9 protein-coding genes are annotated in these 14,479 nt (G+C 71.7%); 7 read left to right on the forward strand and 2 right to left on the reverse strand.

What is annotated here, in order from left to right; all coding sequences use genetic code 11:
- The first annotated feature begins 55 nt into the window (after nucleotides 1-55).
- Nucleotides 56-2,299 carry an acyl-CoA dehydrogenase gene (locus tag ABZS69_RS14480; RefSeq protein WP_355371236.1) on the forward strand — a complete coding sequence of 748 codons (2,244 nt, stop codon included), beginning with the start codon at nucleotides 56-58 and terminating at the stop codon, nucleotides 2,297-2,299.
- Here ABZS69_RS14480 and ABZS69_RS14485 read toward each other — a convergent pair.
- Entirely contained in the window at nucleotides 2,296-4,116 is a 1,821-nt protein-coding gene (locus ABZS69_RS14485) for a hypothetical protein (protein WP_355371238.1), read from the reverse strand. The two genes, ABZS69_RS14480 and ABZS69_RS14485, sit on opposite strands and share 4 nt — an antisense overlap.
- Before the next feature lie 85 nt (nucleotides 4,117-4,201).
- Between ABZS69_RS14485 and ABZS69_RS14490 the strand changes: the two genes are divergently transcribed.
- From ABZS69_RS14490 to ABZS69_RS14510, 5 genes are all read left to right on the forward strand, one after another.
- Nucleotides 4,202-5,734 carry a hypothetical protein gene (locus tag ABZS69_RS14490; RefSeq protein ID WP_355371241.1) on the forward strand — a complete coding sequence of 511 codons (1,533 nt, stop codon included), beginning with the start codon at nucleotides 4,202-4,204 and terminating at the stop codon, nucleotides 5,732-5,734.
- A 99-nt stretch (nucleotides 5,735-5,833) separates the two neighbouring features.
- On the forward strand, nucleotides 5,834-5,968 hold the full coding sequence (locus tag ABZS69_RS14495; RefSeq protein WP_344996422.1) for a hypothetical protein: 135 nt from the start codon (nucleotides 5,834-5,836) through the stop codon (nucleotides 5,966-5,968).
- A gap of 11 nt (nucleotides 5,969-5,979) precedes the next feature.
- A complete protein-coding gene (locus tag ABZS69_RS14500; RefSeq protein WP_355371244.1) occupies nucleotides 5,980-6,783 on the forward strand; it encodes a glycosyltransferase in 804 nt (267 codons plus the stop codon).
- On the forward strand, nucleotides 6,780-7,874 hold the full coding sequence (locus tag ABZS69_RS14505) for a glycosyltransferase family 4 protein (RefSeq protein WP_355371247.1): 1,095 nt from the start codon (nucleotides 6,780-6,782) through the stop codon (nucleotides 7,872-7,874). The genes ABZS69_RS14500 and ABZS69_RS14505 overlap by 4 nt, the downstream gene beginning before the upstream one ends.
- Before the next feature lie 404 nt (nucleotides 7,875-8,278).
- Nucleotides 8,279-12,304 (forward strand): alpha-(1->3)-arabinofuranosyltransferase family protein, encoded by a 4,026-nt coding sequence (locus ABZS69_RS14510; protein WP_355371250.1) that lies wholly within the window; start codon nucleotides 8,279-8,281, stop codon nucleotides 12,302-12,304.
- Here ABZS69_RS14510 and ABZS69_RS14515 read toward each other — a convergent pair.
- Nucleotides 12,225-13,373 (reverse strand): acyltransferase, encoded by a 1,149-nt coding sequence (locus ABZS69_RS14515; RefSeq protein ID WP_355371253.1) that lies wholly within the window; start codon nucleotides 13,371-13,373, stop codon nucleotides 12,225-12,227. The genes ABZS69_RS14510 and ABZS69_RS14515 overlap by 80 nt on opposite strands.
- Before the next feature lie 167 nt (nucleotides 13,374-13,540).
- Here ABZS69_RS14515 and ABZS69_RS14520 point away from each other — a divergent pair, with 167 nt between their 5' ends.
- Complete coding sequence (locus ABZS69_RS14520; RefSeq protein ID WP_355371255.1) at nucleotides 13,541-14,458, forward strand: DUF3068 domain-containing protein; 918 nt, start codon at nucleotides 13,541-13,543, stop codon at nucleotides 14,456-14,458.
- Nucleotides 14,459-14,479 lie beyond the last annotated feature (21 nt).

Genomic DNA, 14,479 nt, shown 5'->3' on the forward strand with positions numbered 1-14,479 from the left:
GCATCCTCTAGAATATGGTTCTGGGCATGGGTCGGACCTGGCATGGAGGATGAGCATGGCGATCGGGTTGAGCGAGGAGCACGAGGCGCTTCGTGAGTCGGTGAGCGGCTGGGCCGAGCGGAATATCCCGTCCGAGCTGCTGCGCGCCGGGACGGACGGGCGTCCGCCGTTCTGGGCGGGCCTCGCCGAGCAGGGGCTGCTCGGCCTGCACCTGCCCGAGGAGTACGGCGGCTCCGGCTACGGGCTGCTGGAGGCGGCCGTGGCCGTCGAGGCGCTGGCCGAGCGCATGGCCCCCGGGCCCTACCTGCCGACCGTGCTGGCCAGTGCCGTGATCAACGCCTCCAAGCGCCCGGAGCACCTCGAGTCGTTCGCCGACGGCTCCCGCACCGCCGCCGTGGCGCTGACCGGCACGCTGACCGGCACCCGCACCGAGGACGGCTCCCTGGTCGTCTCCGGTACGGCCGACCCCGTGCTCGGCGGCTCGCTGGCCGACGCGCTCGTGCTGCCGGTCGCCACGGACGACGGCGAGGAGTGGATCCTCGTCGACGCCTCCGCCGCCACCGTCACCGAGGTCAAGTCGCTGGACCTGACCAGGCCGGTGGCCAAGGTGGAGCTGTCGGAGCTGGTGGTGCCCGCCGAGGGCATCCTGGGCGGCGTCCAGCGCCCCGACGTGCTCAACCTCGCCGCGATCCTGCTCGGCGCCGAGGCCGCGGGCCTGGCCTCGTGGTGCGTCACGGCCGCCGCCGAGTACGCCAAGGTACGCGTGCAGTTCGGCCGCCCGATCGGCCAGTTCCAGGGCATCAAGCACAAGCTCTCCCGCATGCTGGTCGCGCTGGAGCAGGCCCGCGCCACGGTGTGGGACGCCACCAGGGCCGCGGAGCGGCGAGCCGGGCCGGAGAGAGCGAGGGCGTTCAGCCCGACGCCAACGGAGGCCCGAGGGAGCGCGACCATCAGCGCAGCCACGGAGTTGGAGTACGCCGCCGCCATCGCGGGCGTGATGGCCCCCGACGCCGCCGTGCAGTGCGCCAAGGACGCCATCCAGACGTTCGGCGGCATCGGCTACACCTTCGAGCACGACGTCCACCTCTACTACCGCCGCGCGCTCACCCTGCGCGCCCTGCTCGGCTCCTCGTCGGAGTGGGCGGCCAAGGTGAGCGGGCTGGCCTTGCAGGGCGTCGGCCGCGAGATGCAGATCGACCTGCCGGAGGACGCCGAGGAGCTGCGCGAGTCGATCCGTGCCGAGATCGCGGAGATCGCCCGCTTGGAGGGCCAGGAGCAGAAGCGGGCCCTGGCCGAGCGCGGCTTCGTCATGCCGCACCTGGCCAGGCCGTGGGGCCGCGACGCCAAGCCGCTGGAGCAGGTGCTGATCGCCCAGGAGCTCAAGGCCGCCAAGGTCAGGCTGCCCGCGATGATCATCGGCGCGTGGGTGGTGCCGTCCATCGCCGTGTACGGCACCCGGGAGCAGCAGGAGCGCTTCCTGCCCAGGACGCTCAGCGGCGAGACGATCTGGTGCCAGCTGTTCTCCGAGCCCGGCGCCGGGTCCGACCTGGCCTCGCTGCAGATGAAGGCCGAGCAGGTCGAGGGCGGCTGGAAGCTGACCGGGCAGAAGATCTGGACCTCCGTCGCCCACATCGCCGAGTGGGGCATCTGCATCGCCCGCAACTCCAGCGCGGGCTCCAAGCACGAGGGCATCACGTACTTCCTGGTCGACATGAAGGCCCCGGGCGTCACGGTCCGGCCGCTGACCGAGATGACCGGCGAGAACCTGTTCAACGAGGTCTTCCTCGACGACGTCTTCGTCCCCGACGACCTGGTCGTGGGCGAGGTCGGCGACGGCTGGAAGGTCGCCCGCAACACGCTCTCGAACGAGCGCGTCTCGCTGTCGTCCGGCTCCGGCGGCACCGGCGCGTCCGTGCCCGACCTGCTCGGCCTGATCGGCCGCCTCGGCCGCGAGCTGACGCCGGCCGAGGCGCAGCAGGTGGCCGCGGTGGTCTGCGAGGGTCACTCGATCAACGCGCTGTCGCTGCGGGTCACGCTCAAGCAGCTCGCCGGCACCGAGCCGGGCGCGGACGCGTCCGTACGCAAGCTGCTGTCCACCTCCCACGCCCAGCACGTCTCCGAGACGGCGGTCGACCTGCTGGGCCCGGCGGCGGTCGTGGGGGCCGACATGAAGCTCGGCGACCCGGGCTACTGGAACCGCGCGGTGCTCGCCACCAGGGCGATGACCATCTACGGCGGCACCACGGAGGTGCAGCTCAACATCATCGGCGAGCGCATGCTGGGCCTGCCCAGGGACTAGCGGACAGGCAGCGGGGGAATGGGCGAGACGTCCTCGGCGGGCACAGGGGTACCGATCCTGATCTCGCCGACGCAGGAGCCGGGGCCGTCCGCGCGGATGGCCAGCTCGTTCCCGCCGCCGATGATCGTCGCGTACGTCGTGCCCAGGTCCTTGCCCGCGGGCACGACGCTCTGCGCGAGCCCCATGCGCACGTTCAGGGTGGTCTTGGCACCGTTCAGGTAGGAGATCTGGACGGTGTGCTCGCCGTCCTCGATCGGGACGGGCAGCCGGAAGCGCACCTCGGCCCGGCCGACGGGCTTGCAGGCGGAGCCGGCCGGGATCGTGACGCCGTCGATCGCCACCGGGCGCAGCCGGCCCTGCTCGTCGAAGATCAGCGGCACGGGCATGGGGCCCGTGAGCTGCTTGGCCCAGGTGATCTGGCGCGGCGCGGTCGGGCCCAGGATGCGCGAGTGCAGCGCGTAGTCGTAGAAGAACACCGGGAACGCGATCTTGGCCGGCACGTGCGTGTCCAGGATGACCGAGCCGGCCGGCACCCGGGCGAGCGCCTGCGCGGCGGTCCGTACGTAGCTCCTGACGTTCGCGCCGAGCGGGCGGTCGGCGTAGGCGGCGACCGACCACACCGAGCCCGCCGCGAACACCGCCGCCACCGGCACCCACGCCCACCTGAGCCGCAGCGCAGGACGGCGCCAGGGCCGCTCCTCGCCCTCGACCGGGATGAACGCCAGCCCGATGACCAGGGCCACGACCGTGGCGGTGGAGGAGATGTACCGCAGCTCGAATCCGCTCAGATCAGGACCGAGCGCCTCGACCCGCCCCAGCATGATCGGCACCACGTCGGCCAGCAGGAAGTAGCCCAGCAGCGTCAGCCACGCCAGCCAGGCCCGCCGCCGCCAGATCACAGACACCGTCACGGCGACGACGGCGACCGCCAGGCTCGCCCACATGAGCACGGGAGGGGTGGCGGCCAGCGCGTAGTCCTCGCCGATCGGCTGCCACCGCCAGGGCCCGCCCAGAGACGTGGGCACGAGGGAGCCGGTCAGCAGCGTCCACGCCGATTTCGCCGCGACCTCGGCGGTGGGCAGCACCGGCCGGAACGTGTCGTGCGTGAGCTGAACCGACGTGAACAACTGCCGGAAGAACAGCACCGCGTACGGGATCAGCACGCCCAGGTAGAGCAGCCACGCCCGCCACTGCCGCCGCCCGCCGAGCCAGCCGAGGGTGAGCACGAAGGCCAGCACCAGGATGAACGGCGCCTTCACGAAGAAGACCATGCCGAACACCGTCCACGCGGCCGCCGCCACCGCGTGCCTGAAGCGCCCGGTGCGGGTGTGGAGCACGTGCGAGCCGAGCGCCATCGGCAGCGCGATCTGGAACGGCAGCGTCTCGGCCACCACCGCCCACCACGACAGCCCCGAGATCGTCATCGGCGTCAGCAGGTAGAACCCGAGCGGCACGAGGATGGCCGGACGCGTGCCGAACAGCAGCCGCAGCAGCCGCAACACCGCCAGTCCGGCCGCCGCCTGCAGGCTGATCGTGAGCACGTGCGCGAGGGCGTCGTTGTAGACGCCGAGCCGCCCCATCGCCCAGTGGATCGCGAACGCCCCCGGCATCAGGTGGCCGAAGTCGATCCGCATGAGGTAGTCCCAGGACAGCGGGTTCTCCAGGCCCCTGGCGATGAACATGAAGTCGTCCTGGCGGAAATACGTCCGCCCGACCAGCTCGAACTTCCACACGAGCTGGACCGCGACCATCACCAGGCCGGCGGCGAGCACCGCGTCGCCGCCGCGTAGCCACTGCCGCGCCCCAGCCGCAACCACCGCTCCCCATCACCCCCGCGACGACTCAACCACGCCGGAGGTCGGCGGTGGAATGGCCGTAGCAGGGTTGTGATGTCATAGCGGGATGCCGCACACGCCCCGAGCCGGGCACGCCTCCGCCCTCCTCGGGCTCGCGCTCGGCTGCCTGGCGCTCGGACCCGCGCTGGGCTGGGGGTTCACGCTGATCCAGGACATGGTGTTCGTGCCGGATCCGGGGTTCAGCGCGTGGACGTTCGGGCTGGCGGGCGGGGCCGCGCGGGTCGTCCCGAGCGACGCGGTGGTGACCGTGCTGGCTCAGGTGATCCCGGCGGAGCTGGTGCAGAAGGCGATCCTGCTGGCGGTCTTCGTGCTGGGGTGCTCGGGCGCCGCGCTGCTGCTGCCGTCGGAGTCCCTGGGGCCGCGGCTGGTGGCGGGCGCGTTCTACGTGTGGAACCCGTACGTGGCCGAGCGGCTGCTCATGGGGCAGTGGGCGCTGCTGCTCGGGTACGCCGGGCTGCCCTGGGTGGTGCGGGCCGCGTGGACGGGGCGGCGGGTCGCGCCGGCCATGCTGCCCGCCGCGGTCGGCGGGTTCGCGGCGATGACGGTCACCGCGATCACGGTGCTTCCGGTGGCCCGCCGGTTCCTGGTCGTGGCCGGGGTCCTGGCGGCCTTCAGCCTGCCGTGGCTGGTGGCGACCGCGCTGCGGCCCGAGGGGATCGCCGGCGACCCGGTGGGCGTGTACGCGTTCGCGGCCAGGGCCGACACGCCGTTCGGGGCGGTCGGGAGCCTGCTGTCGCTGGGCGGGATCTGGAACGCGTACGCGGTGCCGCCGGGTTACGGCACCTTCGCGGGGGCGCTGGCCCGACTGCTGCTCGTGCTGACCGGGGTGGTCTTCTTCCTGCGGAGCGCGGTGCCGTACAAGAAGGGGCTGGCCGTGGCGGCGGCCGTCGGGCTGGGCATCGCGTGCGTGGGGGTGAGCGAGCCCGGCAGGCAGGCGTTCGCGTGGCTCGTCGGGGTGTGGGGCGGGTTCGCGGTGTTCAGGGACGCCCAGCAGTTCGTGGCGCCGCTGGCGCTGGTGGCGGCGCTGGGGCTCGGGCTGCTCGTCGAGTCGGTCGCGCGCGATCGGGTGTGGGTCGGCGCGATGGCGCTGGTGCCGGTGGTCGTGCTGCCGACCATGGCGTGGGGGTCGCTCGGAGCGCTCGGCTCCGTCTCCTATCCGGAGAGCTGGACGGCCGCGCGCGAGGTGATCCGGCGCGATCCGGCGGGCGGGGACGTGCTGGTGCTGCCGTTCGAGTCCTACCGGCGTTTCCCGTGGAACGGGGGCCGGGCCGTGCTGGATCCGGCGCAGCGCTTCTTCGCCGTGCCCGGCCGGAGGGTGGTCTCCAACGACGTGGTACGGGTCGGCGGCATGGCCGTCAAGAGCGAGGATCCGCGCGCCCAGGGAGTAGAACACGTACTAGAAGGGCCTTCGCCCGACCTTCCCGCGGCCGGATTTCGCTACGTGATAGTCAACGCCGGGACAGTTGAAGAACGGCAGCGTTTCGGCTTGTGGCTACGGAACGCGAGGATGTTGGTCGATGGGGGTGACCTGCGACTGTACCGGTTCGACGGGCCGCTCCCGTCACGACAGATGCCCTGATCTGGGGATTTATAAAGATTTTGTAGAGCTACTTCCGAGTAGCAAGAATTGGTTCTAGGTTGGGGACGGTCCGCTCCATTGCTCAAGGAGGAACCCCCCGTGATAAAGATCCTCTTAGCAGCGATCATCGGCGTCGCCGTAGCGGCTCTCGTGGCGACGGTCACCACCGTCTCTCTCACCGGCGCCACCGCCACGCCGGTCAACCAGCCTCTCTACTTCTACGGCGACCGGTAACCCGAGCCGACATGCCGCCCTCTCCACCAGGGGACGAGGAGACGAGCCGACCACCACTGCTTGAGATCGTCATTCCCGCGTACAACGAGGAACGACGACTTCCCGGGGGCCTCCTGCAGCTGTGCGCGAAGCTTGCCCGAATGCCGTTCCCGACCGCCGTCATCGTCGTCGACAACAACAGCACGGACCGCACGGCCGAGATCGTCAGGGACTGGCCGCGTGGCCCCGTGCCCGTTCGCCTTGTCCGGTGCCCCGTTCCGGGCAAAGGCGCTGCCGTACGCGCTGGGCTGCTCGGCACGAGTGCGCCGTTCGTCGGGTTCGTCGACGCCGACATGGCCACCGACCTCGACGCCATCGACGTCGCCTTCGGACAGCTGCTGTCCGGGGAGCGGGTGGTGATCGGGTCGAGGGCGCATCTCGACTCCCATGTCGAGAACCGCCACAGCAAGGTCCGCGAGCTGGGCGCCTTCGGGTTCCGCGCGCTGGCGGGCGTGCTGGTGCAGGGGGTGAGCGACACCCAGTGCGGCTTCAAGTTCTTCGACGGTGCGCTGGCCCGCGAGAGCGCCGCGCAGCTGCGCACCCCCGGCTTCGCCTTCGACGTCGAGCTGCTCGCACGCTGCGTGCACCGGGGCTCGTCGGTGAAGGAGATCCCCGTGCGCTGGCACGACATGCCCGGCTCGCGCTTCTCCCCGGCCCGGCACACGTTCGGCATCGTGATGGAGCTGGGCAGGATCTGGCTGCGGCTGCGCGCCCAGCCGCGTCCCGCCGCGCGCCCGGCCTGGGAACCCCCGCTCGACCCCGTCGGATATCCGTGAAGATCGCTGTAGTCAACTGGCGTGACCCCTGGCATCCCCAGGCGGGCGGCGCTGAGACGTTCGCCTGGGAGCTGGCCCGCCGCTTCGCGCGGGCGGGCCACCAGGTCTGCTTCGTCACCGCGCGGGCGCAGGGGCAGGGCCGGGGGGAGACCGTCCAGGGGGTACGCATCGTGCGGATGGGCGGTGTGTTCACCGTCTATCCGCTGGTGCTGTGCTGGCTGCTGGTCCGGCGCGGGCGCTTCGACGTGGTGCTCGACTGCCAGAACGGGATCCCGTTCTTCACCCCGTGGGTCGTGCGGCGGCGTACCAAGGTGTTCTGCGTCATGCACCACGTGCACGACCGGCAGTTCGGGATGCACATGCCGGGGTGGCTGGCGGCGTTCGGGCGGTTCCTGGAGGGGCCGGTGGCCAGGTGGAGCTACCGGCGGCACGCGAGCGTGGCCGTCTCGCCGTCCACGGTGCGGGCCATGCGGGAACGGCTCGGATGGGACGGGCCGGTGCACATCGTGCCGAACGGGGTCAGCATCGCCGAGCCCGGGAACGTGGTGCGGAGCCCGGCGCCGCGGCTCGTCTGCCTGGGGCGGCTCGTCGCGCACAAGCGCGTTCACCTGCTGCTCGACGCCGTGGCGGAGCTCAGGGAGCGCTGGCCCGGCCTGACCGTGGACATCATCGGCCGCGGGCCCGAGGAGGGCGCGCTGCGCGCCCGGCTGCCCGAGGGCGTCACCATGCACGGCTACCTGCCGGAGGAGGACAAGGCGCGGCTGGTCGCGCGGGCTTGGGTGCACGTGAGCGCCTCGCAGGGGGAGGGCTGGGGGCTCAGCGTGCTGGAGGCCGCGGCGCTGGGGGTGCCGACGGTGGCGTTCGACGTGGACGGGTTGCGGGATGCGGTACGGCCTGGTGAGACGGGGTGGCTGCTGCCTGAGGGGACGGGGCTGGCGAAGGGGATCGCCGCCGCACTCGATGAGGTGGACGACACTTATTCCGTGAAATGTCGGGAATGGGCGGACCGTTTCTCCTGGGACCGCAGCGCGGAACGCCTCACCGCACTGATGCTCGGCCACGCCGTGGAGCCCGGCTGGGAGGCCCGGTGACCCGCAAACCGCCGATCGACCGGCTCGTGGCCGGGCGATCGCCCAAGCAACCCCCCACCGACCGCCTCGTCGCCGGCCGCCCAGGCACCGGCCGACGTGAGGGCGGGCAGACGTCGGCTGAGGGGCGCTCGCCCCGACCGCCCGCCGGATGGCGCGGGGCCGAGCCGACCGCGAGTGCGCGGATGGAAGGCGGCGGCGCGGCGGCCGACGGGCCGGGAGCCGGAGCGACGGCGGGCGACAGCGGGCGAGCGGGAAGACCGGGCGCCGGGAACTCGGCAGGCGGCGAGCGTGCCGTAGTGCCGGGTACCGGGAACTCGGCGGGCGACGGCGGGCCTGCAGGAGGGTCGGGTGCCACGAGGTCGGCGGGTGGGCTGCGGGCCGGAGGGGGGAGTGCCGGTGAGCGGGTGCGGCGGCGTTGGTGGTTGTTCATCTGCTCCCTAGGCTTCGCCGTCCTGGCGTTCACCACCCGGCCGGGCAATCTCATCTCCGACACCAAGATGGACCTCGCCCTCAACCCCCTCGGCTGGCTGGAGCGCGCCGCCCACCTGTGGGACCTGCAGCACTTCGGCCAGCTCCAGAACCAGGTCGCCGGCTACATCTTCCCGATAGGCCCGTTCTTCGCCCTGGGAGACCTGGCCGGCGTCGAGCCGTGGGTGACGCAGCGGCTCTGGCTGACGCTGCTGATGTGCGTGGCGTTCCTCGGCGTGGAGCGGCTGGCCGGGCAGCTCGGCATCGGCACCCCCGGGACCCGGCTCGTGGCCGCGCTGGCGTACGCGCTGGCCCCGCGCACGCTGTCCATTCTCGGCGAGATCTCGATCGAGTGGCTGCCCGCCGCGATGCTGCCGTGGATCCTGATCCCGCTGCTCACCGCTTCGGAGACGGGCCAGCGGGCGCGCGGGGCCGTCAGGTCTGCGCTGGCCGTGGCGCTGTGCGGCGGTGTGAACGCGGTCGCCGTGCTGGCCGTAATGGTCGGCCCGGTCCTCTTCATCCTCACCAGGCCGCGCCCCGTGCCGCGCTGGCGGCTGCTCGCCTGGTGGACGGCCGCCGTGTCCGTCGCGACCCTGTTCTGGACGCTGCCGCTGCTCCTCGTGGGCCGGTACGCATTCTCGTTCCTGCCGTACACCGAGACCGCCGGCATCACCACGCAGGTCACCTCGCTCACGAACGTGCTGCGCGGCGCCTCCGACTGGGTGCGTTACCTGCCGCTCAACGGCGTCTTCGACCAGCCGCCCGGGTTCGCCATCGCCACCTCCGCGACCATGGTCGTGGTCACCGGCCTCCTGGCCGCGCTCGCCCTGGCCGGGTTGTCCCGCCGTGACCTGCCCGCCAAGGGGTTCGTGGTGGCGCTGTTCCTGGTGGGCGTGACGGCGCTGGTCGCCGGGCACATGAGCGCCCTGGAGCCGATCGTGGCCGAGCCGGTGCGCTGGCTGCTCGACGGCCCGCTCGCGCCGCTGCGCAACCTGCGCAAGTTCGACCCGCTGGTACGCCTCGCGCTCTCCTTCGGGCTGGCCCACCTGCTGGTACGGGCCCGGCTGCCGCTGCGTGCGGTGTCGGTGGCGGCGTTCGCGGCCCTCGTGCTGCCCGTGTTCAACGTGGGCCTGGCCGCGCCCGGCGACTTCAAGGAGGTGCCGGCGCACTGGCGGGAGGCGGCGACCTGGCTCAACCAGAACGCCGAGGACGACGGCGTGCTGATCGTGCCGGGCGCCAAGTTCGGCGAGTACGTCTGGGGCCGCCCGATGGACGAGCCCATGCAGGCGCTGTCGGTCTCCCGCTGGACGACCAGGCAGATCACGCCACCGGGCTCGGTGGGCCTGACCAGGCTGCTCGACGCCATCGACCAGCGGCTCACCGCGGGGCACGGCTCGGCCGGGCTGACGGCCGTGCTGCGCAGGATGGGCGTGCGCTACCTGCTCGTCAGGAACGACCTGAACCGGGCGAACCTCCAGGGCGCCTGGCCCGCCCGGATCTTCGAGGCGCTGCGCGAGTCGCCCGGCATCAAGCGGGTGCGCTCGTTCGGCGAGCTCGTCGGCGACAAGGGCAGCGACGACGCCGTGGAGTCGCTGGACGCGCCGTTCCCCGCGCTCGACCTGTACGAGGTGACGGGCAGCTCGGACCTGGTGTCCGTGCAGCCGGTGGCGGACGCGCTGGCCGTGCGCGGCGGGCCGGACTCCCTGCTCGCGATGGGCGACCTGGGCCTGCTCGGCGACGGCCCGGTCCTGGTCAACGGCGATGCCGGCAAGCGCCAGGCGCCGACCGTGGTCAGCGACGCGCTGCGGCTGCGCGAGCGCTCGTTCGGCGAGATCAGGTCGAACTGGTCGCCCACGCTGACGGCCGACAAGAAGGCCGACTTCTCCGGCGTACGGGCGCTGGACCTGCTGGAGGACGGCTGGCTGGACGACACCGCGACCGCCGAGTACGACGGGATCGCCGGCATCACGGCCTCGTCCTCGGTCGCGGACCCGTACGCGATCGCCGGGATCAGCACGACGGGCCGCGGCCCGTGGGCGGCCATGGACGGCAGCGTGGAGACCGGCTGGGAGAGCGACGGCTCGAAGGCGCCGCAGGGCGAATGGCTGCGCGTGGACCTGCCGACGCGGATGCGGATCCCGTACCTGCAGGTGATGCTCACCCCCGACCTGCTGCTCGGCCAGGAGATCAAGCGGGTGGCCGTGGAGACCGAGGCGGGGAGCCTGGCCCAGGACGTGGAGCGGGTCACGGACCCGCAGCGGCTGCGCGTGCCCGACGGGCCCACGAGCTGGGTGCGGATCAAGGTGCTCCAGACCGTGTCCGGCGAGTGGAGCTACGGCCAGCGGGTCGGCATCATCGAGCTGTCGATCCCGGGGGTCGCGCCCGGCCGGACGATCCGGCTGCCGGGCAAGGGCGGCGACGTGTTCGTCATGGACCGGGGGCTCGACGAGCGGTCCGCCTGCATGCGCAACCAGTTCCGGTGGATCTGCAACGCGGGGGCGCTCGCCAAGCCGGGCGAGGAGCACGGGTTCGACCGGACTTTCAGCGCGGAGTCCGCCTCGACCGTGAACGTGCGGGGATCGGCCGTGCTGAAAGATCCAGCGCTCGCCGACCGGTACACGCGCATCAGCGCGGGTCTGACCGGTGTGGTCGGGTCGTCCCAGCTCACCCTGGACGCGCCGGTGTCGCCCAGATCGGCGTTCGACGGCGACCTGACCACCACCTGGGTCCCCGCCGCCGAGGACGCCGAGCCCACGCTCACCATCGCCTGGAAGGGCAAGCGGCGGATCGCCCGGCTCCAGGTCGGCCGCCCCGGCGGTGACAAGCAGCCGCTGGACCTGATCGTGACCGGCGACAACGGCGCCGTCCGGGCGGGCCGGGTCGACGAGCACGGCGTCCTGACGTTCAAGCCGCTCGTCACCTCCAGCCTCAAGCTCCGCTTCACGCCGTACTCGAAGCGGCTGCAGGTGACCGAGCTGGTCGTGCCCGGCGTCAACCCCGTGGGCCGGCCCGCCGACGTCCCGCTCAGGCTCGCCTGCGGCGCCGGCCCCAGGATCGAGGTGAACGGGCGCACGATCCAGACCAAGGTCGCCGGCACCTTCGCCGACCTGATCGAACAGCGGCCGGTGCAGATCCTCGGCTGCTCCAAGGCGGCTCTGCGGGAGGGCGACAACCGGGTGCGGGTCGCGGGCTGGGAGTCGTTCTCCATCGACGACCTGGTGGTGGGCACGCTGCCCGACAAGCCGCGCGGCGTGGATGGGGCCGCCGTGCAGAGCACCTGGACGACGTCCGAGCGCGAGGTCAAGGTGACCGCGCCCAAGGACTCCTTCCTCGTCGTCAACGAGAACTACAACGCCGGCTGGCGGGCGCAGATCAACGGCAAGACGCTGAAACCCGTACGGATCGACGGCTGGAAGCAGGCGTGGGAGCTGCCGGCCGGGACCTCGGGGACGGCGCGGCTCGAATACCTGCCGGACCGCGCCTACCGGCTCGCGCTCGTGCTGGGCCTGGTCGGGATCGCGCTGCTGACCCTGATCGCCCTCGTCATGCGCGGCCCGCGTCCCGAGCACGTGCGCGAGACCGCCGCCGCCTCGGCCGCGCGGCTGGCGCGCCTGCGCGCGCCGTACGCGGTCGTGCTGGGCCTGGCGTTCGGCGGGTGGGTGGCGAGCTGGCAGGGCATGCTCGCGGTCCTCGGCGCGCTGCTGGTGACGCTCGTGCTCCGGGCCCGGCGCCTGCCCGCGCACTGGCTCGCGGCCGCCCTCTTCGGCGTGGCCACGCTGTCGCTGGCGGCGGCCACGCTGGTGTCCGGCGGGGTGTTCCTGCGGGACGTGGTGCCGCAGCTCGCCGCCGGTGCGGCCATGGGCGTGCTGTTCGGCCAGCTGATCAGGCCGCCGGCACGGCCGGCTCCGGCGCCGGAGCGGCAGGCGGCCGAGCAGGTGCTGACCGGCGCCGGGCGAGCTTGAGCGCGGGGATCTCGATGAGATGGTAGCTACCGACGCTCAGCAGCAGCGACACCACGAACGACACCACGGCCACGCTGGGGAAGTCCCCGCCGAACGGCGGCGCGCCGGTGAGCTTGAGCTGCAACGTGACCACCGGCGCGTGCCACAGGAAGAAGCTGTAGGAGATGCGGCCCAGGTAGGCGGTCACGGGGTTGCCGAGCACGCGCTGCCTGAGCGAGCCGGGCCTGGAGGCCAGGGCGAACGGCGCGACCAGGAGTATCGCGATCGCCGCCTCCAGGCTGATCCGCACCAGCGACTGCGACAGGGTCGGCAGCGTCAGCGTGCGCGGGCCGGCCAGGTCGGTGCTCAGGACCGCGTACAGCAGCGCCGCCAGCACCAGGAGCTGCGGCGCCAGCGAGTCGATCACCTTGCTGTGCCCGATCCACACCGACAGCACCGCCATCGCCATGCCGCAGGCGAAGAACACCAGGTGGTACGGCAGCAGCAGGGCGAGCTGCGGCTGCTCGAACTCCCGCGTGACGATCACGGTGACCACCGTGATCACCGGCAGCACCGCGATGCCCGCCAGCAGCCTGACCGGCGGGTTGGCGCCCCGGCGGGCCCACTTGTGCAGCGCCCAGGCCAGCGCGGGCAGCACGATGTAGAAGGCCATCTCGATGGGCAGCGTCCACATCTGGTAGAGGCCCTCGGCCGTGTGCTCGTCGGGGAAGTAGTTCTGCACCAGCAGCATCCATTTGACCCAGCCCAGCCAGTCGAGCGAGCTCCACGCCCACAGCCCGAGCCCGGCCACGAGCCAGTAGACCGGCATGACCCGCAGCACTCTGCGCCACAGGTAGCGCAGGGGTGCCGGGCGTGGCGTATCCTCGATCACCGCGCGTGCCCACGGGCGGTAGAGAAGCAGGCCCGACAGGAGGAAGAAGATGGGGACGGCGATGCCGAGCCGGGCCATCATCCAGGCGTACATGCCCTCGCGGTACATGACGCCGGTGTTGCTGCCGACGTGCAGCAACCAGACGCCCAGAGCGGCGAACGCCCGGATGCCGTCGAGGGCCGCGTCCCGGTTCCTCACCCCTGCTCACACCCTCTCGATCGGCTCGGCGAAACCACGATAGAACCTGTTTCTATCGATTTGATTGCGGTGGTATGCCCGGCAGTGACGCGCATCACCCACTGTCATACTTTGTTGCTCGACGATCGCGCTAGATGACAACACGTTCTACTAATACGGAGGCCTCGATGGGTCGTATCTCCACGCTCGTCCTCATCGGGTTCGGGGCTTTCTTCATAGCACTGGCGCCGCTGCTGAAATTCTGGGCGGCCGGCCAGGTCATCTCCGCCCCCGCGAACCAGTTCGGCATCACGCGGCTGGAGGCCAAGAGCGCCCAGTACTTCTCGCTCCAGGACCTGAAGGTCCTCACCGGCGACCTTCAGATCTTCGTCACCACCCGCGGCGACGTGAAGGAGGCCAACTCGCAGCGGGTGGTCTGGGACGAGGCCACCGTCGTCAACGACGTGACGAACAGCCGGCCGCAGATCGACCTCTCCGAGCGCCGCAGCGCCTTCGACCGGCGCACCGGCGTGGGCCTGAACTGCTGCGGGAGCAACATCGACAAGGCGCCGGTCACGCTTGAGGGGCAGATCTACAAGTTCCCGTTCGACGTGGAGAAGAAGACGTACAAGGTGTTCAACGGCACGGTGGGCAAGGCGTTCGACGCCAAGTTCGTGCGCGAGGACAATGTCAACGGGCTGCCCGTCTACGTCTTCGAGCAGGACGTGCCGCCGACCAAGACCGAGACCCGCTCCGCGCCCGCCAACGTGCTCGGCGTCACCGGCACCACCGGTGACGTGCAGGTGGACCGCTGGTACGACGGCAAGACCACGTACTGGGTCGAGCCGGTCACGGGCTCGCCGGTCAAGCAGGAGGTGCAGCGCCACGAGGTGCTGAAGACCCAGGACGGGATCGAGCGCAAGGCGGCCTTCGTCGGCACCGCGAAGATGACCCAGCAGACCGTGGACGATCTGGTCAAGAACGCCCAGTCGGGCAAGAGCCAGATCAACCTGCTGCGCAACATCATCCCGCTGGTCCTGCTCATCGTGGGCGCCGCGCTCGTGGTGACCGGCGTCGTGCTGGGCCGCCGCCGCCCGGTGGAGTAGCCCGGCCGAGTTAGCCCGGTC

This window comes from Nonomuraea sp. NPDC005650 (assembly GCF_040605375.1).
GTDB lineage: Bacteria > Actinomycetota > Actinomycetes > Streptosporangiales > Streptosporangiaceae > Nonomuraea.

Excerpts from the sequence above, each read along its gene's own strand:
- ABZS69_RS14520 (WP_355371255.1), top strand. The coding sequence starts at position 13,541 with ATGGGTCGTATCTCCACGCTCGTCCTCATCGGGTTCGGGGCTTTCTTC.
- ABZS69_RS14500 (WP_355371244.1), top strand. The coding sequence starts at position 5,980 with ATGCCGCCCTCTCCACCAGGGGACGAGGAGACGAGCCGACCACCACTG.
- ABZS69_RS14490 (WP_355371241.1), top strand. The coding sequence starts at position 4,202 with ATGCCGCACACGCCCCGAGCCGGGCACGCCTCCGCCCTCCTCGGGCTC.
- ABZS69_RS14480 (WP_355371236.1), top strand. The coding sequence starts at position 56 with ATGGCGATCGGGTTGAGCGAGGAGCACGAGGCGCTTCGTGAGTCGGTG.